Origin of the sequence: Campylobacter concisus (genome assembly GCF_002913945.1) — a bacterium.
GTDB lineage: Bacteria > Campylobacterota > Campylobacteria > Campylobacterales > Campylobacteraceae > Campylobacter_A > Campylobacter_A concisus_P.
The window spans coordinates 54,398-74,584 of the sequence record NZ_POZK01000017.1 but is presented as its reverse complement, the minus strand read 5'-3'; the positions used below and the strand labels follow the sequence as shown (position 1 = coordinate 74,584).

The 20,187-nt window shown below is 40.8% G+C and carries 16 protein-coding genes; 8 read left to right on the top strand and 8 right to left on the bottom strand.

Annotation, left to right across the window (positions count from 1 at the left end; all coding sequences use genetic code 11):
* Positions 1–255: 255 nt before the first annotated feature.
* From CYP64_RS03545 to mnmG, 4 genes are all read right to left on the bottom strand, one after another.
* Complete coding sequence (locus CYP64_RS03545; protein ID WP_103648703.1) at positions 256–1,299, bottom strand: c-type cytochrome; 1,044 nt, start codon at positions 1,297–1,299, stop codon at positions 256–258.
* A 2-nt stretch (positions 1,300–1,301) separates the two neighbouring features.
* Positions 1,302–2,546, bottom strand: coding sequence for a cytochrome b (locus CYP64_RS03540; RefSeq protein WP_103648702.1), 1,245 nt, complete (start codon positions 2,544–2,546; stop codon positions 1,302–1,304).
* Positions 2,547–2,556: 10 nt separating this feature from the next.
* Complete coding sequence (gene petA, locus CYP64_RS03535; protein WP_103648701.1) at positions 2,557–3,060, bottom strand: ubiquinol-cytochrome c reductase iron-sulfur subunit; 504 nt, start codon at positions 3,058–3,060, stop codon at positions 2,557–2,559.
* A gap of 343 nt (positions 3,061–3,403) precedes the next feature.
* Positions 3,404–5,266, bottom strand: a complete 1,863-nt coding sequence (gene mnmG / locus CYP64_RS03530; RefSeq protein ID WP_103648700.1) for a tRNA uridine-5-carboxymethylaminomethyl(34) synthesis enzyme MnmG — start codon at positions 5,264–5,266, stop codon at positions 3,404–3,406.
* A 168-nt stretch (positions 5,267–5,434) separates the two neighbouring features.
* On the opposite strand from mnmG, the gene CYP64_RS03525 reads away from it, so the two are divergent.
* From CYP64_RS03525 to CYP64_RS03505, 5 genes are all read left to right on the top strand, one after another.
* Entirely contained in the window at positions 5,435–8,887 is a 3,453-nt protein-coding gene (locus CYP64_RS03525) for an acyl-[ACP]--phospholipid O-acyltransferase (protein ID WP_103648699.1), read from the top strand.
* 365 nt (positions 8,888–9,252) lie between these two features.
* Positions 9,253–10,005 (top strand): amino acid ABC transporter substrate-binding protein, encoded by a 753-nt coding sequence (locus tag CYP64_RS03520; protein ID WP_084041921.1) that lies wholly within the window; start codon positions 9,253–9,255, stop codon positions 10,003–10,005.
* Positions 10,006–10,014: 9 nt separating this feature from the next.
* Positions 10,015–10,767 carry an amino acid ABC transporter substrate-binding protein gene (locus CYP64_RS03515; RefSeq protein WP_103579481.1) on the top strand — a complete coding sequence of 251 codons (753 nt, stop codon included), beginning with the start codon at positions 10,015–10,017 and terminating at the stop codon, positions 10,765–10,767.
* A 23-nt stretch (positions 10,768–10,790) separates the two neighbouring features.
* Positions 10,791–11,459, top strand: a complete 669-nt coding sequence (locus tag CYP64_RS03510; RefSeq protein ID WP_021089366.1) for an amino acid ABC transporter permease — start codon at positions 10,791–10,793, stop codon at positions 11,457–11,459.
* The gene (locus tag CYP64_RS03505; RefSeq protein WP_021089416.1) at positions 11,459–12,196 is read left to right on the top strand and encodes an amino acid ABC transporter ATP-binding protein; all 738 of its coding nucleotides are present in this window, start codon (positions 11,459–11,461) and stop codon (positions 12,194–12,196) included. Before CYP64_RS03510 ends, CYP64_RS03505 begins: the two co-directional genes overlap by 1 nt.
* A 33-nt stretch (positions 12,197–12,229) precedes the next feature.
* Here CYP64_RS03505 and fldA read toward each other — a convergent pair whose 3' ends face one another.
* The 4 genes from fldA to CYP64_RS03485 all read right to left on the bottom strand — a co-directional run bounded on the left by fldA (position 12,230) and on the right by CYP64_RS03485 (position 15,057).
* Positions 12,230–12,721, bottom strand: a complete 492-nt coding sequence (gene fldA, locus CYP64_RS03500; protein WP_103648698.1) for a flavodoxin FldA — start codon at positions 12,719–12,721, stop codon at positions 12,230–12,232.
* 11 nt (positions 12,722–12,732) lie between these two features.
* Positions 12,733–13,446, bottom strand: coding sequence for a UDP-N-acetylmuramate--alanine ligase (locus CYP64_RS03495; RefSeq protein WP_103648697.1), 714 nt, complete (start codon positions 13,444–13,446; stop codon positions 12,733–12,735).
* A 3-nt stretch (positions 13,447–13,449) separates the two neighbouring features.
* Entirely contained in the window at positions 13,450–13,761 is a 312-nt protein-coding gene (locus CYP64_RS03490) for a DUF2325 domain-containing protein (protein ID WP_002939277.1), read from the bottom strand.
* Between the two features lie 132 nt (positions 13,762–13,893).
* A complete protein-coding gene (locus CYP64_RS03485) occupies positions 13,894–15,057 on the bottom strand; it encodes a sugar transporter (protein WP_103648696.1) in 1,164 nt (387 codons plus the stop codon).
* A gap of 168 nt (positions 15,058–15,225) precedes the next feature.
* Between CYP64_RS03485 and nifJ the strand changes: the two genes are divergently transcribed.
* The 3 genes from nifJ to CYP64_RS03470 all read left to right on the top strand — a co-directional run bounded on the left by nifJ (position 15,226) and on the right by CYP64_RS03470 (position 20,104).
* Positions 15,226–18,828, top strand: a complete 3,603-nt coding sequence (nifJ, locus tag CYP64_RS03480; RefSeq protein ID WP_103648695.1) for a pyruvate:ferredoxin (flavodoxin) oxidoreductase — start codon at positions 15,226–15,228, stop codon at positions 18,826–18,828.
* A 111-nt stretch (positions 18,829–18,939) separates the two neighbouring features.
* Positions 18,940–19,545, top strand: coding sequence for a LemA family protein (locus CYP64_RS03475; protein ID WP_103648694.1), 606 nt, complete (start codon positions 18,940–18,942; stop codon positions 19,543–19,545).
* Positions 19,546–19,597: 52 nt separating this feature from the next.
* A complete protein-coding gene (locus CYP64_RS03470; protein WP_103648693.1) occupies positions 19,598–20,104 on the top strand; it encodes a DNA-deoxyinosine glycosylase in 507 nt (168 codons plus the stop codon).
* Positions 20,105–20,187: the final 83 nt, after the last annotated feature.

Genomic DNA, 20,187 nt, shown 5'->3' with positions numbered 1-20,187 from the left:
CAGTTACGAGACAAAGTCGAAGTAAAAACCCCTCGCACGTTAGAGGTTGCTGTACTTAGCACAGGTTTAAAAAATTAAAAATTTAGTGACGAGTGACTACAAGACTTAAATTTATTAGTCTACTAAGGCAAGTGAGTAAGATTTTAAAATTTGTAAGAGTATTTGATCAAATTTACAAAAACTAATTTAAAAAATACCTATTTATATATGTAAATTTACCAGAGAGGATTTAAGAGCCAAAGAGGCTCTTAAATTTTAGTGCAGTTCGCTCCAAACTTTGCGTTTCCAAAGCCAAGCAAAAATTCCTAATATAAAGAAGTAGATCATGACATAAAGCCCTGTGCTCTCGCGCTCAGCCTTCTTCTTGTCGCCTACTTTTTGGATATAAGCTACCACGTCGTCTTCAGCGGCTTTATTTAAACCAACTCTTGGCATTGCGGTACCTGGTAGCATCTTTTGAGTATCGTTTATAAATTTATGTAAATACTCATCGCCTTTTGAACGGATCATCATCGATAGATCAGGTGGGTTTGAGCCCATATAAGCAGCAAGGCTTACTTTGTTGCTAAATGCATATTTTTTGTCATATTTTATATCATGACATCTTTGACATGCATCAGCGAAAACCTTTTCTTCAGTGATCTTATTATTTGCCTTTTCATAATCAACAGATACCTTTTTCAAATAAGCTACTATATCGGCAGTCTCAGCATTTATATCACCACCAGCACCCATAAATGCGGTCATCGGGAATGGATGCTCGTCGTTAAATTTATGAGTTAGTTTTAAAGCCATAGTTGGGTTTTTAATGAGTGCAGCTAAGAATTTATCGTCATAAATTTTACCAGCAGTACTAAGATCTGGTGGCACTACACCAAAGCTTTGACTAGCTGTCTCAGCATCCATACCAGCTGGCATACCTGCTGCCTCTATACCGTGACATCCTGTACATCCAGCTGCTACAAAAGTATCAGCACCCTTTGTAGCGTCACCTTTTGTAAGATCAATAGAGTTAATGTCATTCCAAAATGCTGTATAGTCATCAAGAATTTTTTGTGCTGTCTCGACATCTTTTGTAGCCGCTTCTATGCTAGCTTTGTTGCCGCCAGCTTTTGCAGCCTCAAGCGCCTCTTTTTTCTGCTCTAAAAAGTGCTTTGCATAGTCAGTATCTTCTTTTGAAAAGTTATACTCAGCATTTGCAGTATGAGGGTGAAGCTTTGTGTGAGCATAAGGCTCGATACCCCAATATAAAACACCTGAAAGAATAACAACAATGGCAAAAATTTTAAGCTCTTTCATGATTAGCCCCTCTTTCTTTCAAGTATTGTTATAACTGGCAATGCAATTATAAATAAGAACAAGAATAGCAATGATGAATAAAATCCTATCCAGTCATTATAACCACCTGTTGGGAGCTTGCCATATATAGATAAAACGATAAGATCGATAACTAAGACCCAAAACCATATAAAAAATAGTGGTCTTTTGTGAGCTGGAGCCACAAGGTCACTTCTATCAAAAAGCGGTATAAGCATAAACGCAACACCTGCAAATGCAAATGCGATAAGACCGATGTTATAAGCAGAAATTCCAGCTATATCAAAGAAAAAGCCACGTAAAATTTCATATTGCCACAAGAAATACCACTCTGGGTAGATGTGTGGTGGGGTTTTTAGTGGATTTGCTGGCTCAAAGTTGATAGGATCCATTGCAAAGTTGAAGTGATAGCAAACAAGATAGATGACAAATATCATAAAGAATGATACATACATAAAGTCTTTTGCTAAAAATCCTGGCCAAAATGGTATAACTTTAGATTTCGCTCTATCACCGTGTAGATACTCTTGTGCCTCTACTTCAAAGTCTATATCTTCGCTTGTCAGGTTATTAACATGCGGAACTCTTAAAGAGTAGAAGTGAATAACCAAAACAGCTATCGTTACAAGTGGCAATAGACAAACATGAAGCATAAAAAATCTAGTAAGTGTTGAGTCGCCAACTGCGTAATCGCCTCTAATCCACTCAACTAAAGCATCACCAATAACTGGTACACCGCCAAAAAGCTGAGTGATAACAGTTGCCGCCCAGTAGCTCATCTGTCCCCATGGGAGCATATAACCACTAAATGCCTCTGCTGAAAAACAGATAAATAGCACCATACCACTTATCCAAATGACCTCTCTGCCTCTTTTGTATGAACCATAGTAAAGTCCAGTAAGCAAGTGAATATACATAATAAGAAATATCGTAGAAGCTGAAACTGCGTGGATATGACGCCAAAGCCAGCCATACTCGACCTCTTGCATGATAGTATAATTTACACTATCAAATGCTAAATTTACATCTGGTTTGTAATACATTAAAAGTAAAAAACCAGTAACGATTAAGAGCATAAAAAGCGTTGTTAAAATAACGCCCATTGCCCAAAGGAAATTTATATTTTTTGGTATCCAGTATTCGCTAACTAGAACCTTCATAAGTTTTGTAAAAGCTAGGCGTTGATCAAGCCAGTCAATAACGCCAGTTGATTTATGAGCTAAAGACATTGCTATCCTCCTAAGCTTTTGCTACTAATTTTTCGTATTCTGGGCTTGTTTCGCCTAGAACTAGCTTGGTTCCATCGATCTTAAATGGTGGTATATCAAGTGGTCTTGGAGGAGGTCCGTATGTTTGCATTCCGTCGGCATTAAATTCGCCGCCATGACAGGCACATACAAACATTTGTTTACTTGCTTTATACTCAGGTATACAGCCAAGATGCGTGCAAAGTCCGATAAGAACTACGTATCTAGCATCCCCTACGACAACATCTCTTTTGTCATTTTTAGCCATATCAGGACTTTTTTTGAGGATGAAAATAGGCTTTTTACGCCACTCAACCTGTCTCATCTCGCCATCTTTGATCGGACTTAGATCAACTGTTGTGAAACCAGCAGCTTTTACACTTGGAAGCGGATCCCAGGTCTTTTTCATGGCAACTAGTGACATCGCGCCACCAACAGCTGCCACGGCACCAAACGCAAGGCCGATAAAGCTTCGTCTTTCTTGCTTTACTGACATTAATTTCCTTTCTATAAATAAAATTTAAACGATTATACTCTCAAAAAATTAAAAAACTATAATCTCACAATATAGTTTGTAAAAATAAAGTGAATTTAAGCTTTTTTTACACCAAAATTTGAGATAAATTTATCTAAAAGTACCTATATATCGTAAATTTAAACTTTTTATAAAAGAGAAATTTGATCTAATATCTAAACATTAAGATAAAAAATTTTTAATTTAGCTCTCGGAAAATAGAAAATTTTTATAATAAAATTTATTAATCTTAAAAAATTATAAATAACAACTATTAAAAATGATAAGCTTTGTTTTAAATTTTAAAACCATAAAAGGCTTAAATTTAAGCCTTTTTCTCGCTCATCTTTATGTAGATATGCAAGATATCGATCGCTGCTGGCGTGATACCTGAAATTTCACTCGCCGCAAAGAGCGTTGGCGGGGCAAATTTCTCAAGCTTTTCGACCACTTCGTTGCTAAGTCCGCTTATGCTTCTAAAGTCGAAATTTTCAGGAATTTTCACATCCATCATATCTTTCATTTTTTCTATCTGATTTTTTTGCTCGCTGATGTAGTGCTGATACTTGCACTCGGTTAAAATTTGATCCATACTCGCATCGTCTAAATTTACAAATCTCTCATCAAGCTTTCTTAGTTTCTCAGCCGTAAAGCTCTTTCTAGCGACTATCTTTTGAAGGCTCACGTTTTGGCTGATCGGCTCTTCATCAAGACTTGCTAAAAGCTCTAAATTTGCCTTGCTTGGCGTGATCTGAGTCTCGTTTAAAAACTCCAGCCCCTCTTTTAAATTTCTTCTTATATTTTCGATCTCATTAAAAGTCTCATCATCAATAAGTCCAAGCTCATGGCCATATCCACCAAGCCTTAAAATGGCATTTTCCTCACGCAAAAGCAAGCGATACTCCGCCCTACTCGTAAACATCCTATATGGCTCTTTTGTCCCTTTTGTCACAAGATCGTCGATCAAAACACCAATATAAGCTTCATCGCGGCGCAAGACAAGTGGCTCTTTATTATCCAGTGAAAGAGCTGCATTTATGCCAGCCATTAGCCCTTGAGCGCCGGCCTCCTCGTATCCAGTCGTGCCATTTATCTGTCCAGCTAGATAAAGACCTTTTACCTTTTTGGTCTCTAAGCTATGTTTTAGCTGTGTTGGCTCGACGTAGTCATATTCGATAGCGTATCCATGCCTTACGATTTTGGCGTTTTCAAAGCCCTTTACGGAGCGGAGCATCTGCACTTGCACCTCATAAGGCAAGCTAGTCGAAAAGCCGTTTATATAGTACTCTGTAGCTTCAAGTGTTTGAGGCTCTATGAAAAGGTGGTGTCTGTCGCGGTCGCCAAAGCGGTTTATCTTGTCCTCTATACTAGGGCAATATCTTGGCCCAATGCCCTCGATCTGACCTGTAAAAAGTGGTGCTTTGTCGAAATTTGAGCGGATTATCTCATGCGTGGTTTCATTTGTATAGGCGATGTAGCATGGCAGCTGCGTTGGGGAGAAATTTTTAGTTCTAAAGCTAAATGCAACTGGCTTTGCGTCGCCATCTTGCTTTTCTAAAATTTTAAAATTTATCGTTTTTGCATCGATCCTTGGGCATGTTCCAGTCTTTAGCCTACCTAAATTTAACCCAAGCTCTCTTAGGCTAGAGCTTAGATCCTTTGCGCTTAGCTCGCCCACACGGCCAGCTTCTAGCTTGTTAAATCCAACATGAATTAGCCCGTTTAAAAATGTGCCAGTGGTGATTATCACCTTTTTTGCGTTATAGATGTTATTTAGGTGGGTTTTAACGCCAGTTACTTCGCCATTTTGGCTTAAAATTTCAGTGGCGATCTCTTGAGAAATTTCTAAATTTGGCGTGTTTAAAAGCAAATTTCTCATATAAACGCGGTATCTATCCATATCGATCTGAGCGCGGCTACCACGTACTGCTGGGCCCTTGCTCTCATTTAGCACGCGAAACTGGATACCAACAGCATCAGTTGTAAGCCCCATTTGACCACCAAGTGCGTCGATCTCTTTTACAAGATGCCCTTTTGCAAGGCCTCCGATGGCTGGGTTGCAGCTTGCAGCGCCTATTTGCTCGGCTAAGATAGTGATAAGTAAAGTTTGCTTGCCCATTCTAGCAGCCGCAAGACTTGCCTCAATGCCAGCATGTCCGCCGCCAACGACGATTATTTCATATTTCATGATAAATTTTTCCTATTTTTTGATTGCGTGATTTTATCCAAAAGCATATAAAATTTAAATTTCTTAAAAATTTTTATTACTAAATTTAATGTAGAGTTTTTTATTAATAATATTTTAAATATTTTGCTGTTAGATTTACAAAATTTTTAAAATCACAAAGGTCTTTCTATGATGAGTTTATTAAAAGTTGCTGGCTTTTTACCCTACCTTGCGATCGCATTTTTAAATGCAAGCGTTGATCTAGCGCACAAAATAACCATACAAAATGTTCTTTTAAAAACATACGATGGCGACATACTTTTTATATTAACAGCAGTTATAAATGCAATGATCTTGCTACCATTTATATTTTTATTTTCGCCCTCAAGCTTTATAAATGATAAATTTGCAAAAATAAAGGTCATAAGAATTTGTGCCATTTTTGGCGTTATTATCAGCGTCGCGGTGCTTTTTAGCTATCTTGCGGGCGCTTTTGGCGTAGCTTTTGCTTTAACACTCATACTAGCCGCTCAAAGTGCGATCTACTCACCAGCAAAATACGGCATCATCAAAGCCCTGGTCGGCCCTGAGCGCCTTGGCACAGCAAACGGCATTATTCAAGCGCTCACCATCGTAGCGATACTTTTTAGCTCATTTTTGTTTTCATTTATATTTGAAAATTTATACATCCAAGGCGAAAACTCAGAAGAGATCTTAAAAAGCGTCTATCCTATTGGCGTCTTTTTAGTCGTATTTAGCGCACTTGAAGCGTATTTTGCTTATAAGTTACATTGCATCGATGAAAAAGACGAAACAAACGAAAATTTTGATATTAAAAAATATATTCGCCTTAGCTATTTAAGAGAAAATTTAAAAGAAGTAAGATCAGATAAAAATATTTGGCTCAGTATCGCTGGGCTTAGTATGTTTTGGGGAATTTCTCAGATCATCATCGCAGCTTTCCCAGCTCATTACAAAGCCATTTTTAACGACGACAGCTCGCTAGCGGTGCAAGCAATTCTAGCAGCAAGCGCCATAGGCATCGCATTTGGCTCATACGTGGCTGGCTCTATGTCAAAGCTTCACATCGAGCTTGGTATCGTGCCGATGGGAGCTATTGGTATATTTTTCTCACTTTTATTTTTCGCATTTGGCTCAAGCATCGGCGTAGTTAGCATTAGCTCATTTGCATTTGGCTTTTTTGGTGGAATTTTTATAGTACCGCTAAATGCGATGATCCAGTACTTTGCCCCGCAAAAGACCACCGGCAAGATAATGGCGGCAAACAACTTCTTACAAAACGTCTCAATGCTGCTATTTCTAGCTATTGGCATAGGTCTAGTATATTTTAAAATTTCAACCACTGGCCTCTTTGTCTTTACAGCGCTTGTTTGCCTAATCGGCAGTTTTTATGCCATTTTACAGCTTCCGCACCTTTTTACAAGACTACTTTTGTTGCCATTTTTAAAGACAAAGTACCGATTCTTCGTTGAAGGGCTTCAAAATTTACCACAAAGTGGCGGCGCACTACTTCTTGGCAATCACATCAGCTGGATCGACTGGCTCGTACTTCAAGCTGCAAGCCCAAGGGGTATAAGATTTGTCATGTATAGAACGATCTATAACAAATGGTATCTAAAGCAAATTTTTAAATTTTTTAAAGTGATCCCAATAGGCGCAGGGGCTAGCAAAGAGTCGATCGAGTTAGTTAGAGAGCGCCTAAAAAATGGCGAAGTGGTCGCACTTTTCCCAGAGGGTCACATCAGCTACAACGGCCAGATAAATGAATTTCAAAAGGGCTTTGAGCTTATCATCAGAGATCTAGAAGAAATTTGCATCGTGCCATTTTACCTTCGTGGCCTTTGGGGATCTAGCTTTTCAAGAGCTAGTAAATTTTATAAAGACCTCACTTCTAAAAATGGCAGACGCGACATCATCGTCGCCTTTGGCAAACCAATAACCACATTTATAAACGCTGCAAAGATGAAGCAAAAGGTGCTTGAACTTAGCTTTTCATCGTGGGAGAGCTTTATCTCAAGGCAAAAACCACTAACAAGCGAATGGCTAAATAACGCAAAAGAGGATAAATTTAAAGAGTGCGTGAGCGATAGCACTGGGCTAAATTTAAGCAACTTGAAATTTATAACAGCTGTTTTAGTCTTTATCAAAATTTTCAAACGCGAACTAAAAGATGAGAAAAATATAGGCATCTTACTGCCTAGCTCAAGCATCGCAGCAATAGTAAATATGGCACTTCTTGCAATGGGCAAAGTGAGTGTAAATTTAAACTATACGCTTAATGTTACCTCGCTAAATCACGCCCTAAGAAAGGCAAATATAAATACAGTCATCACCTCTAGCAAATTTCTTGAAAAGCTCGCACTTAAGGGCTTTGATCTAAAAGATGCGATGAGCGGCAAGGCTAAATTTGCAGAAGATCTCTCGGCCAGCGTCTCAAAAAAAGAGAAATTTTTAGCACTTTTAACGGCATTTTTTGCCCCAACTTGGCTTATTAAGCTTTGCTATTTCAAGCGTGTAAGTTTAAAAGATACGGCTACCATTTTATTTAGTAGTGGCAGCGAAGACGAGCCAAAAGGCATCGAGCTAAGCCACAAAAATTTACTTGCAAACATTAAGCAAATAAGCGAACTTCTAAATTTCAAAAAAGATGATGTGATCTTAAACTCACTCCCTGTTTTTCACTCATTTGGCCTAACAGTCACCACGCTCATGCCGCTTTGCGAGGGCATAAAAATGGTAAGCGTGCCTGACCCAACAGACGGAGCGACTATTGGCAAAATGGCCGCAAGACACAGCGCTAGCATCATCTTTGGCACCTCAACGTTTTTTAGGCTCTACACTAGAAACAAAAAGCTTCATCCGCTGATGTTTCAAAGTGCCAGAATGGTCGTAGCTGGGGCTGAAAAGCTAAAACCTGAGATAAAAGACGAGTTTAGGCTCAAATTTGGCATAGAAATTTATGAAGGTTATGGCGCGACCGAAACGGCGCCAGTAGCTGCTGTAAATATGCCAAATATCCTAGAAAAAGAGAGCTTAAAAGAGCTTACATTTAATAGACCTGGCAGCGTTGGTATGCCTCTGCCTGGCACCATCATCAAGATAATTGACCCAGAGACGCTTGAAGAGCTAGAAACTGGCGAGGACGGTCTCATCGTGATCGGCGGCTCGCAAGTAATGAAGGGCTATCTAAACGATGAAGCTAAAACAAATGATGTCATCACGCATATAGACGGCGTAAGATACTATAAAACTGGTGATAAAGGCCACATAGATGAAAACGGCTTTGTGTTTATCGTAGATAGGTATTCGAGATTTGCCAAAATAGGCGGCGAGATGATAAGCCTTGGAAGCGTCGAAGAAGAGCTTGCAAAGGTGCTTGGGGGCGACGTTGTCTTTAGCAGTGCAAATGTGCCAGATAGCAAAAAGGGTGAGGCGATCGCGCTTTTAGTAAAAAGTGGCACAGAGCTTGAAAATATCGAGCAAATTTTAAAAGAGAGCAGCCTAGCTCCTATAATGATGCCAAGCTATATATTCATCGTTGATGATATCCCAACGCTTGCAAGCGGTAAGGTTGATTTTAAGGGCGTAAAAGCTCTAGCGGTCTCACTTTTAGCGGAGTGAGGCACCGCTCTCTTTTTTCGTGACAAAATGCGACAAAATACTGCCTAGATCGCAGTTGCGACTGACATTTGCATAAATCTTGAATTTTTTTTGCAAAGAGTTTTGTATAAAAATTTCTATTGCTTTTTAAATTTGGTGCAATTCATGCGATTGTTTGCTAAATTCTGCCTTTACAAAATTTTACTAGCAGATCATAAAAGATGATGCTATACAAATAGTGAACAAATGGGCTATAACGTAGAAAAAGGTAACAAAGTGCTGCTAATTAAGATAAATTTTGCCCTAAATGAGCTTAGCAAGGAATGAGCTTTAAGCGAAATTTCGCTTAAATACTTCGGTAAAGATATTTTAAATAAGGAGAATTAATGAATTTTAAGCCCATTTTTGGCTTGATCGCAGGTGCTTTTTTAGCTTTAAATTTAAATGCTTCAACTATCAAAAAAGGCGAACTTATCGTCGCAACTGAAGGTACTTACTCACCTTACTCATTTTATGATGAAAAGGGCGAGCTAGTAGGATATGACGTAGATATTGCAAGAGCAGTAGCGCAAAAGCTAAATTTAAAAGTTGAGTTTTTAACAGCTCCTTGGGATGCGATGCTAGCTGCATTTGACGCTGGTAAAGCTGATGTTGTGTTTAATCAAGTAAGTATAAACGAAGATAGAAAGAAAAAGTATGGTATGAGCGTGCCTTACACTATGCCATATCCGGTAATTGTCGTGCATAAAGACAATAACGACATCAAAAGTTTTGCTGATTTAAAAGGCAAAAAGAGTGTGCACTCTGCGACTAGCAACTGGGCGGCGATAGCCGAGAAAAACGGCGCAACAGTGGTCGTAGCTGATGGCTTTAGCAAAGGCGTGGAGCTTATCATCTCAAAAAGAGCTGATGATACGATAAACGATAACGTTACATTTTTTGACTACATCAAACAACGCCCAAATGCGCCACTAAAAATCGCATACACAAGCAACGAGCCGATGCCAACAGCTGCAATCGTTAAAAAAGGAAATACTGAGCTACTAGAAGCGATAAACAAAGCGCTTGATGAGCTAAAAGCCGAGGGTAAGATAAGCGAAATTTCGATGAAGTATTTTGGAAAAGATATTTCAAAATAAAGGATCAAAATGAAATTTACAAATTTATTAAAAGTAGTAGCCGTGCTTGCAATGGCTCTAAATTTGCAAGCAAAAACTATAAAAGATGGCGTGCTAACAGTAGCAACAGAAGGTACTTACGCGCCTTTTACATTTTATAATGACAAAAATGAGCTAGTAGGATACGACGTAGATATCGCAAGAGCAGTAGCGCAAAAGCTAAATTTAAAAGTTGAGTTTCTAACAGCTCCATGGGACGCGATGCTAGCGGCATTTGACGCTGGCAAGGCAGACGTTGTGTTTAACCAAGTAAGCATAACTGATGAGAGAAAGAAAAAGTATGCTTTTTCAGTGCCTTATACTGTGACATTTGGCGCTATCATCACTAGAAAAGACAATAACGACATCAAAAGTTTTGCTGATCTAAAAGGCAAAAAAGATGCCGACTCAGCAACTAGCAACTGGGCGAAAGTCGCCGTAAAATACGGTGCTGAGCTAGTTGTGACTGATAGCTATGCTAAAAGCATGGAGCTTCTTATATCAAGACGTGTAGATGCTGTTGTAAGAGATAACATCGTATTTTACGACTTCATAAAAGAGCGTCCAAATGCACCTGTAAAGATAGCTGCCTCACTTGATGAGAAAGACTACACAGCAGCAGCTGTTAAGAAAGACAACGCCGAGCTTGCAGAGCAAATTTCAAATGCTTTAAATGAGCTTTCAAAAGAGGGCAAACTAGAAGCTATCTCTAAAAGCTACTTTGGCAAAGACGTCTCAAAATAAATTTATAAACCAACAAGGCAAAAATGGAAAATTTAGATAGAGTGATCGAGCTTGTTTCAAGCTCGACGCTACCGATGATCATCGCACTTTTAAAAGTGACGATCCCGCTTACTTTGCTCTCGTTTTCGCTAGGGCTTGTCATCGCCATTATCACAGCAGTAGCGAGGCTTTCAAATATAAAAATTTTAAAATTTATATTTGCCACCTACGTTTGGATATTTCGCGGCACGCCACTTCTCGTGCAGCTTTTTATAGTATTTTATGGGCTTCCTAGCATCGGTGTCACACTTGATACTTGGAGTGCGGCGACTATCGCATTTAGCCTAAACGTGGGCGCTTATGCGTCTGAGTCTGTAAGAGCAGCCATACTTTCTGTGCCAAAAGGTCAGTGGGAGGCTGCCACATCGCTTGGCATGACGCACTATCAAATTTTAAAGCGCATCATCGCGCCTCAAGCAGTAAGGATATCGCTCCCTCCGCTTTCAAACACATTTATAGGCCTTGTTAAAGATACTTCACTAGCAGCTTCTATAACGATGGTAGATATGTTTATGGTCGCTCAAAGGATCGCAGCAAGGACCTTTGAGCCACTAATCCTCTACATCCTAGCAGCACTCATCTATCTAGTGGTTTGCACACTTTTAACCTATCTTCAATCAAGGCTTGAAAAAGCTGTCTCAAGGTATGTCTAATGGCTATAAATTTTAAAAATATAAGCAAATCTTACGGCGATCATTTGGTGCTAGATAACATAAATACAAGCTTTAAAGAGGGGCAAACGACCGTGATCGTTGGCTCATCTGGTTGTGGCAAATCAACACTTCTTAGATGCATAAATTTACTTGAGATCCCACAAAGTGGCACTTTAGAGGTAGATGATAGGAGTGTAAATTTTAAAGAGAAGCTTAGCTCAAAAGAACTTTTGGAAATTCGTAAAAAAACAGGCATGGTCTTTCAAAGTTTCAACCTCTTCCCGCACCTAACAGCGCTTCAAAATGTCACCGAAGCTCCGATCTACGTTCAAAAAAAGGATAAAAACGAAGCGATAAAAGAGGCAAAAGAGCTTTTAGCTAAAGTGGGTCTTAGCCACAAAGAAGATACCTATCCAAACAGGCTCTCAGGCGGACAAGCACAGCGTGTAGCCATAGCTAGAGCGCTAGCTGTAAATCCATACTTTTTGCTACTTGACGAGCCTACAAGTGCGCTTGATCCAGAGCTTGAGGCTGAAGTTTTAAAGGTCATCTTATCTCTTGCAAAAGAGAAAAAATCTATGATCATCGTCACTCATAATATGAATTTTGCTAGAAAGATAGCTGATAGAATTTTGTTTTTAGATAAAGGCGTGATCGCGTTTGATGGCTTGGTAGATGAGTTTTTCAATAGCCAAAACGAAAGAATAAAAAGCTTTATCTCAGCTATGGATATATGAAAATTTTAGCTAGAAAATCTAGCTAAAATTACATTAAGCAAAGTGAGGTTTTATCTGCTCTATCCAAGCTGAAATTCTACCCTCAGTTTTGTCACTTTGGTTATCAGCATCAAGTGCTAGACCTACAAATTTTCCATTTCTTACAGCATCAGAGCCATCAAATGTATATCCATCGGTGCCGACCTCGCCAACTACCTTTGCGCCAGCTTTTACGACCTCATCATAAAGCTTTGCCATGCCGTTACAGTACTCATCAGAGTAGCTCTCGCTATCACCCATACCAAAAACAGCGACCGTCTTACCGCTTAAATTTAGCGCTTTAAAATTAAACGCATCCCAGTCATCTTGAAGATCACCACTACCCCAGGTTGATGTACCAAGGATGAGCTTATCAAAGCTATTTAGTTTCGCTGCGTCTACATCAGCAACGTTTAAAAGCTCATTTTCAAGGCCTAGACCCTCACTTATAAGTTTTGCTGCATCTTCGGTATTTCCCATGCTGCTTCCATAAACTATACCTATCATTTTTATCCTTTTTAAAAAATTTTACTAATAATCGTATAAGGCACAAGCTTGATCAAACCTCTCGCATAACAGTGCCTAACCTCAACGTGTCGCCTAAATTCCTCATTTCTAGGAAAAACGATATAAACCATCTCACACTCGTGACCAAGCACACCGACAGCTCTATCTATATCGTCGTTTAAATTTCTCATATCATCAAAGCTCACTTTTTTAAAGCTTGGCATGACGCTGAGCAAATTTTTACCATCTTTTTTGACCGAGATGACACCGCTATTTAGCATGACCTCTTTGTCTTGATGGCGGAGGCGTATTTTATCATAAACAAATTGACAAAACATCTGTGCCGCATCGATACAAAACTCAAATTTTCCACTTACATAAAGCATTTTTATCATCTTTGCAGCCGCCATTTTTGGCTCTTTTGCTATAAATTTGATCTTTGAAAAGTCGCCTTTTAAATAAGCATTTATGATGATATTTGATGAAAAACAAAAGCGATCTGCTGGCTTAAAATTTAGACATTTTCCGCGAAGCAGGAAATTTATCCTAGCTTCAAAAATTTCTTTAAAATTTAGAAATTTAGCGTAAGAAAGCGGTATTTTTAGCTCACTTTCTACGCCAGAATTATAAAGTGTAATAAAAATTTTTGCACGTGAAAGCCTATCAAGCTTTGCAAAAATATTTGGAGTTATTTCGCCAATATCTGATAAAAGCCCGAATCTCATTGATTATTCTTTGCATCCAAATTCCTTATCTAGCCCAAAGACCTTGCAGTACTCGCAAAATACGCAGCTAACGCTTCTTTTTGCACAAACAATTGGAATATTTCTCTTTTTTGCTTGAGTTTTAATAGTCTTCATAGTGTTGTGGTTTAAAAAGCTAGTTAGCATCACCACACACTCGGTATCTTGAGGGATTGGCTTGCGATTTACGCGGTTTTCATTTCTAGCATCCCAGTGTTCTATCTTCTCAGCTCCCAAATCATGTAAAACTGCCTTGATAGGCGTTATCTCATCTGCACCGATAACTAAAACTGACATAATAAGCTCCTAAAATTTATTCATTTTCTGATAATGATTATAAGGAAGCTTAACTAAAATTTTTCTTAGTTATGATATTTATTATCACTTATATGTAGAAATTTGTAACGTTTTACTCAGATATTTAAACATCTAAACTCTTTTAATCTTAGATACCGTAAACAAAAATATGATAAGTCCGCTTGCGGCAAAAAAACTACCAACATTACCGATATTTTGCTCGCCAAGATGAACTATCGTTTGATGCCCTATTAGCGTCCCTGCTCCGATGCCTATGTTATAAATAGCTGAAAATATCGCCATTGCAGCATCAGTAGCGTTTGAAGCTAAATTTAGCACTTTTATTTGAAAACTCATATTTACACCAGCTATGCCAAGCCCCCAAGTAAAGGCCAAGACTAGCATTAAAACTTCATTTTTAGCAATAAAATTTAACACAAGCAAGCAACATAAAATAAGCATAATAGAAATTGCTGAAAATGCATTTGGAATGAGCTTATAAAATTTAGAGAAAAGCAGGCTTGCAACTACGCCAGCAACGCCAAATATAAGCAAGAATATTGTGATAAATTTTCCATCAAAGCCACTGATATCTTTTGCAAATGGCTCAATGTAGCTATAGGTGCTAAAATGCGCGCTTATGATAATTGCAGTTAGTAAAAATACGACCATTAAAAGGCCATTTCTTACAAGCTCTGGCAAGCTTTTAAGCGAGCCTGAGTTTTTACTTGGCAGAAGTGGCAAAATTTTATATAGCCAAGCTCCAACACCAACAGCAAAAATTCCGATCAATCCAAAGGTCACACGCCAACCAAGTGCGTCACCTAAAATTCTTCCAAGTGGCAGACCGAGTATCATCGCTAGCGATGTGCCAAGAGCTAGCAATCCAAGAGCTTGCGAGCTTTTATTTATCGGTGCTAGCCTAACAGCAAGTGAAGCAGTGATAGCCCAAAAAATGGCATGAGCAATAGCTATCATCAACCGAGCAATAATTAAAATTTTAAAATTCCAAGCAAAGGCGCAAAGCGTATGAGCTAAAACAAATACGATAAAAACCTTTAAAAGAAGAGATTTTCGTTCTAAATTTGCAGTTAAAAGCATAAGTGGCAAAGAAAGTATCGTAACACTCCACGCATAAATTGTGATGATAAGACCGGTATCAGCCGTGCTCATGTCAAAATCTTTTGCAATATCACTTAAAAGTGGTACTGGGACAAACTCAGTAGTGTTAAATATAAAAGCACAAAAAGCAAGAGCTATAACCCTTAAATAGGCTACCCTATGAACACTTATCAAATTTTATCCTTAATTTTTTCATTACGGTAATGGAATTTTGCTTAAAGTTAGTAATTTAAAAGGCAAAATTCTCAGAATTTATTAATGACATAGATTAATAGTAGATTTTGGAAACTATCTCTATAATAAAAGATTTTTAAAAATCGTAAGAAAATTTAAGGCGGAAAAATGGCTAAAATAATGAAAACTATGGACGGAAACGAGGCTGCGGCGCACGCAGCTTACGCATTTACGGAGGTTGCGGGCATCTACCCGATCACCCCTAGCTCGCCGATGGCAGACTACACCGATATGTGGGCGGCTCAGGGCAAGAAAAATCTATTCGGCATGCCGGTTAAAGTAGTCGAAATGCAAAGCGAAGGCGGAGCCGCCGGCACCGTGCACGGCTCGCTGCAAGTAGGCGCGCTAACTACGACGTACACGGCTTCGCAAGGACTTTTGCTAAAAATCCCGAATATGTACAAAATCGCAGGCCAGCTACTACCAGGCGTCATCCACGTGAGCGCGCGCTCTATCGCGGCTCAGGCGCTTTCTATCTTTGGCGATCATCAGGACATCTATGCCTGTCGCCAAACGGGCTTTGCGATGCTGGCAAGCGGCTCCGTGCAGGAAGTCATGGATATCGCGGGCGTCGCACATCTAGCCGCAATCAAGGGTCGCGTGCCGTTTTTGCACTTTTTCGACGGATTTCGCACTAGCCACGAGATACAAAAGATCGAGGTGCTTGATTATGCGCACTTTGATAGGCTTCTTGACCGCGAGGCGCTACAAAAATTTAGAGACGAGGCGCTAAGCCCTGAAAGCCCAAAAACTCGCGGTACGGCGCAAAACGACGACATTTATTTTCAGACGCGCGAGCTAGCTAACCGCTACTACGACGCCGTGCCTGATATCGTGGCCGAGTATCTAAAAGAAATTTCAAAAATCACGGGACGCGACTATCGTCCGTTTAATTATTACGGCGATCCGCACGCTACGCGCGTCGTAGTCGCGATGGGTTCGGTTACGCAAACTCTCGAAGAGGTCGTCGATCACCTGCGCGCAAAGGGCGAAAAGGTGGGCGTGCTAAAAGTGCATTTATACCGTCCGTTTAGCCTAAAATACCTCTTTGACGTGATGCCTGAGACGGTAGAAAAGATCGCCGTGCTAGACCGCACGAAAGAGCCCGGAAGCCTCGGCGAGCCGCTATATCTGGACGTCAAGGCGGCGTTTTACGGACGCAAAAATCAGCCCGTGATCGTGGGCGGTCGCTACGGCCTAAGCTCAAAAGACGTCGATCCTGCTCAGATGCTAGCCGTATTTGAAAACCTAAATTTAGAGGGGCCTAAAAACGGCTTTACCGTCGGTATCGAGGACGACGTTACCTTCACCTCGCTAAAAGTCGGCGAGAAAATTTCGTTAAGCGACGAGAGCGTGAAAGAGTGCTTATTTTACGGCCTTGGCGCAGACGGTACCGTTGGAGCGAATAAAAACTCAATCAAAATCATCGGCGATAAAACCGATCTTTACGCGCAGGCGTATTTTGCCTACGACAGCAAAAAATCGGGTGGCTACACGCGCTCACATCTGCGTTTCGGTAAAAACCCGATCCGCTCGACCTATCTCGTCTCAAATCCTCACTTCGTAGCCTGCTCGGTCGCGGCGTATCTTGAGATTTACGACGTCATAGACGGTATCCGCGAGGGTGGGACGTTCTTGCTAAACTCGATCTGGGACGCCGAGCAGACGGTCGCTAAACTGCCGAACAAAGTAAAGAAAATTTTGGCCGCTAAAAAGGTAAATTTCTACATCATCAACGCTACCAAGCTAGCTCGCGAGATCGGGCTAAAAAACCGCACGAACACCATCATGCAGTCGGCGTTTTTTAAGCTCGCCGACATCATCCCGTTTGCCGACGCGCAAAAATACATGAAAGAGTACGCGCACAAAGCCTACGCCAAAAAGGGCGAAGCGATCGTAGAGATGAACTACAAGGCCATCGATATGGGCGCGGATGGGCTGGTTAAGGTGGAAGTAGATCCTAGCTGGGCAAATTTGACGGATGAAGCGAGCGCGGAGGAAAAATACGTCGGCGACGAATTTATAGAAAAAATCGTTAAGCCTATCAACGCCGCCAGAGGCGATAGCTTGCCCGTTTCGGCGTTTGTGGGCTTTGAAGACGGACACTTTAAATCAGGCACCACAGCCTACGAAAAACGCGGCATCGGCGTGATGGTGCCAAAGTGGATCGAGGAAAATTGTATCCAGTGCAACCAGTGCGCCTTCGTCTGCCCGCACGCGGTCATCAGGCCGTTTCTCATCGATGAAAATGAGCTCGCCGCCGCTCCGCAAACCGTGCAAGATCACGTCCTAGACGCCAAAGGCAAAGAGGTAAAAGGGCTAAAATATAAAATCCAAGTAAGCCCTCTAGACTGCACGGGCTGCGAACTGTGCGCTCAAATTTGCCCGAGCAAGGAAAAATCGCTCGTCATGGTGCCGCTAGCCGAGGAAATGGACAAAAACGAGCAGGAAAATGCGGATTATCTATTTAAAAAGGTAACCTACAAAGACGACCTGATGAGCAAAGATAGCGTCAAGGGCGTGGGATTTGCGCAGCCGTTATTTGAGTTTCACGGCGCATGCCCGGGTTGCGGCGAGACACCTTATATCGGGCTTGTGACAAGACTGTTCGGCGACCGCATGATAGTGGCAAACGCCACCGGATGTAGCTCGATCTACGGCGGTAGCGCGCCTTCGACGCCTTATACGACAAACAAAGAGGGCAAAGGCGTAGCGTGGGCAAACTCGCTGTTTGAGGATAATGCGGAGTTTGGCATGGGTATGAACGTCGCGGTAGAGACCCTGCGCCACCGTATTGAAGACGTAATGCTACGCACTAAAGACGCTGCGCCAAATGCCTTAGCCGCGCTATACTCCGACTGGATCGCGCATAAAAACGACGGCGAGAAAACGACGCAAATCGCTAAAATTTTAACGCCGATTTTGGAGCAAAATTTAAGCGTAGAGGGCGTAAAAGAAATTTTAGAGCTAAAAAGATATTTAGTTAAAAAATCTCAGTGGATCATCGGCGGCGACGGCTGGGCGTACGATATCGGCTTTGGCGGTCTTGATCACGTACTAGCTAGCGGCGAGAACGTAAACGTACTCGTGCTAGATACCGAAGTCTACTCAAACACCGGCGGCCAGAGCTCAAAATCAAGCCGCGCGGGCTCGATAGCGCAGTTTACCGCTAGCGGCAAACCGATGCAAAAAAAAGACCTAGGCTACATCGCGATGACCTACGGAAATATCTTCGTAGCTCAAATCAACTCAAACGCGAGCCAGGCAAACACGATAAAAGCGATCGCCGCAGCCGAGGCCTACGATGGGCCTAGCCTCGTGATCGCGTATTCGCCGTGTATCGCGCACGGTATAAAAGGTGGCATGGCCTACTCCGGCGGTCAAGGCGAGCTAGCAACTAAATGCGGCTACTGGCCGACCTATGTCTACGACCCGCGCCTAATCAAAGAGGGCAAAAACCCGCTCAAAATGACCTCAAAAGAGCCCGACTGGTCGCTTTACGAGGAGTTTTTGCTAAACGAGGTTCGCTACAACTCGCTTAAGAAAACCAACCCTGAGCACGCGGACGAGCTGCTGGCTAAAAACAAGGCCGACGCGCAAAGACGCTATCGCCAGCTAAAACGCCTAAGCTTGGCTGACTTTAGCGATGAGATCGAGTCTGGCGCATCCGAGGTCACCGAGGATACCTCTGCCGGCACCGCAACCGAGTAGGGCGCAAAATTCTCCCACTTAAATTTATCATGTGGGAGAATTTTGTTTTTTAGATAATTTCACTTAAAAAATTAAATAACCTACAAACAAAATAAGTAAAAAGGAGCAAAGATGCTTATTATTATAATTGTCGTTGTTATTGCCTTATCGGCTTATATTATTAAAATATATAATAAACTACAATCAATGATGCAAAACATCAGAGAGAGCTTCGCAAATATCCAAGCTACGCTCAAAAAACGTTTAGATCTATCAAATCAAATAATAGATATAGCCAAAGATTATGCAAGTAGCGAACAAATGATTCAACTTGGCATTTCTGAAAATGGGGTCGCAAAAGTAGCTGCTTTGGCTCAAGCCTTTCCGGAACTAAAGGCTAACGAAACATATCAAATGCTAATGTCGCAGTTAGAAAAAATTGAGAGCGAACTCCTAAATAAACGTGAAAGCTACAATGCTGAGGTAAAAAGCTATAATTCTTATAAAAATGCGTTCCCGCAAGTCCTAATAGCCTCAAAACTATCTTTTGAATCAGTCGCTTATTTTGACATTAATGATGAGGACTTTAGCGAAAATTTAAAAATATTTAAAAAAGATGATTCGGCTAGAATACAAGAAATTTTAAGTGACTCTAATAAGAAAATCACCGATATTGCAATGAATGCGAAAAAGATGATTAACGATAAAATTTCAAATAATCCAAATCAAAAAGAGTAACTTTTTATAAAATCATAAATGGTTTGAATGGCTAAGGTTTTAAAAGAGATAGATGAATCAAATTAGTCCATTTAAACCGATTTTTGATAAAAGCTCTAAAATTTTAATCCTAGGCTCCTTTCCTTCCGTCGTTTCTCGCAAGCTAGGTTTTTACTACGCAAATCCGCAAAATCGCTTTTGGCGGGTACTGGCTGAGATTTTAAACGCTCCGTTGCTTACAAGTACGGATGAAAAGATAAATTTTCTGCTTGACCGCCGCATCGCTATCTACGACGCTGCGATCTCGTGCGAGATAAAGGGATCGAGCGATGCTAAAATGACCACCGTCGAGCCTGCAAATTTGGAGCCGATTTTTAGCGGAGCGCGCATAGCGCAAGTTTACGCAAACGGCGGTAAGGCGCACGAAATCTGCGAAAAATACCTAAAAACTCAAATTTTAAACGCAACGGGTAAACCGCCCCTCAAACTACCCTCGACTAGCTCGGCAAACGCAAATTTTAGCTTTGAAAGGCTCGTGCAAGAGTGGACGGTCGTCGCTGAGGCGCTAAAAGACGGCTAAATTTGACGTGAATTCTAAAATTTAACTCATCCGAAATAATCGTGCCTTCACCTTAAATTTAGTTTCAAAATTTAAAATTACCC

Bases quoted from the DNA above. Each gene is read 5' to 3' on its own strand.
- CYP64_RS03545 (WP_103648703.1), bottom strand. From the start codon at position 1,299: ATGAAAGAGCTTAAAATTTTTGCCATTGTTGTTATTCTTTCAGGTGTT.
- CYP64_RS03510 (WP_021089366.1), top strand. From the start codon at position 10,791: ATGGAAAATTTAGATAGAGTGATCGAGCTTGTTTCAAGCTCGACGCTA.
- CYP64_RS03525 (WP_103648699.1), top strand. From the start codon at position 5,435: ATGATGAGTTTATTAAAAGTTGCTGGCTTTTTACCCTACCTTGCGATC.
- petA (WP_103648701.1), bottom strand. From the start codon at position 3,060: ATGTCAGTAAAGCAAGAAAGACGAAGCTTTATCGGCCTTGCGTTTGGT.
- CYP64_RS03475 (WP_103648694.1), top strand. From the start codon at position 18,940: ATGCTTATTATTATAATTGTCGTTGTTATTGCCTTATCGGCTTATATT.
- nifJ (WP_103648695.1), top strand. From the start codon at position 15,226: ATGGCTAAAATAATGAAAACTATGGACGGAAACGAGGCTGCGGCGCAC.
- CYP64_RS03470 (WP_103648693.1), top strand. From the start codon at position 19,598: ATGAATCAAATTAGTCCATTTAAACCGATTTTTGATAAAAGCTCTAAA.
- mnmG (WP_103648700.1), bottom strand. From the start codon at position 5,266: ATGAAATATGAAATAATCGTCGTTGGCGGCGGACATGCTGGCATTGAG.
- CYP64_RS03490 (WP_002939277.1), bottom strand. From the start codon at position 13,761: ATGTCAGTTTTAGTTATCGGTGCAGATGAGATAACGCCTATCAAGGCA.
- CYP64_RS03505 (WP_021089416.1), top strand. From the start codon at position 11,459: ATGGCTATAAATTTTAAAAATATAAGCAAATCTTACGGCGATCATTTG.
- CYP64_RS03540 (WP_103648702.1), bottom strand. From the start codon at position 2,546: ATGTCTTTAGCTCATAAATCAACTGGCGTTATTGACTGGCTTGATCAA.
- CYP64_RS03515 (WP_103579481.1), top strand. From the start codon at position 10,015: ATGAAATTTACAAATTTATTAAAAGTAGTAGCCGTGCTTGCAATGGCT.
- CYP64_RS03520 (WP_084041921.1), top strand. From the start codon at position 9,253: ATGAATTTTAAGCCCATTTTTGGCTTGATCGCAGGTGCTTTTTTAGCT.
- fldA (WP_103648698.1), bottom strand. From the start codon at position 12,721: ATGATAGGTATAGTTTATGGAAGCAGCATGGGAAATACCGAAGATGCA.
- CYP64_RS03495 (WP_103648697.1), bottom strand. From the start codon at position 13,446: ATGAGATTCGGGCTTTTATCAGATATTGGCGAAATAACTCCAAATATT.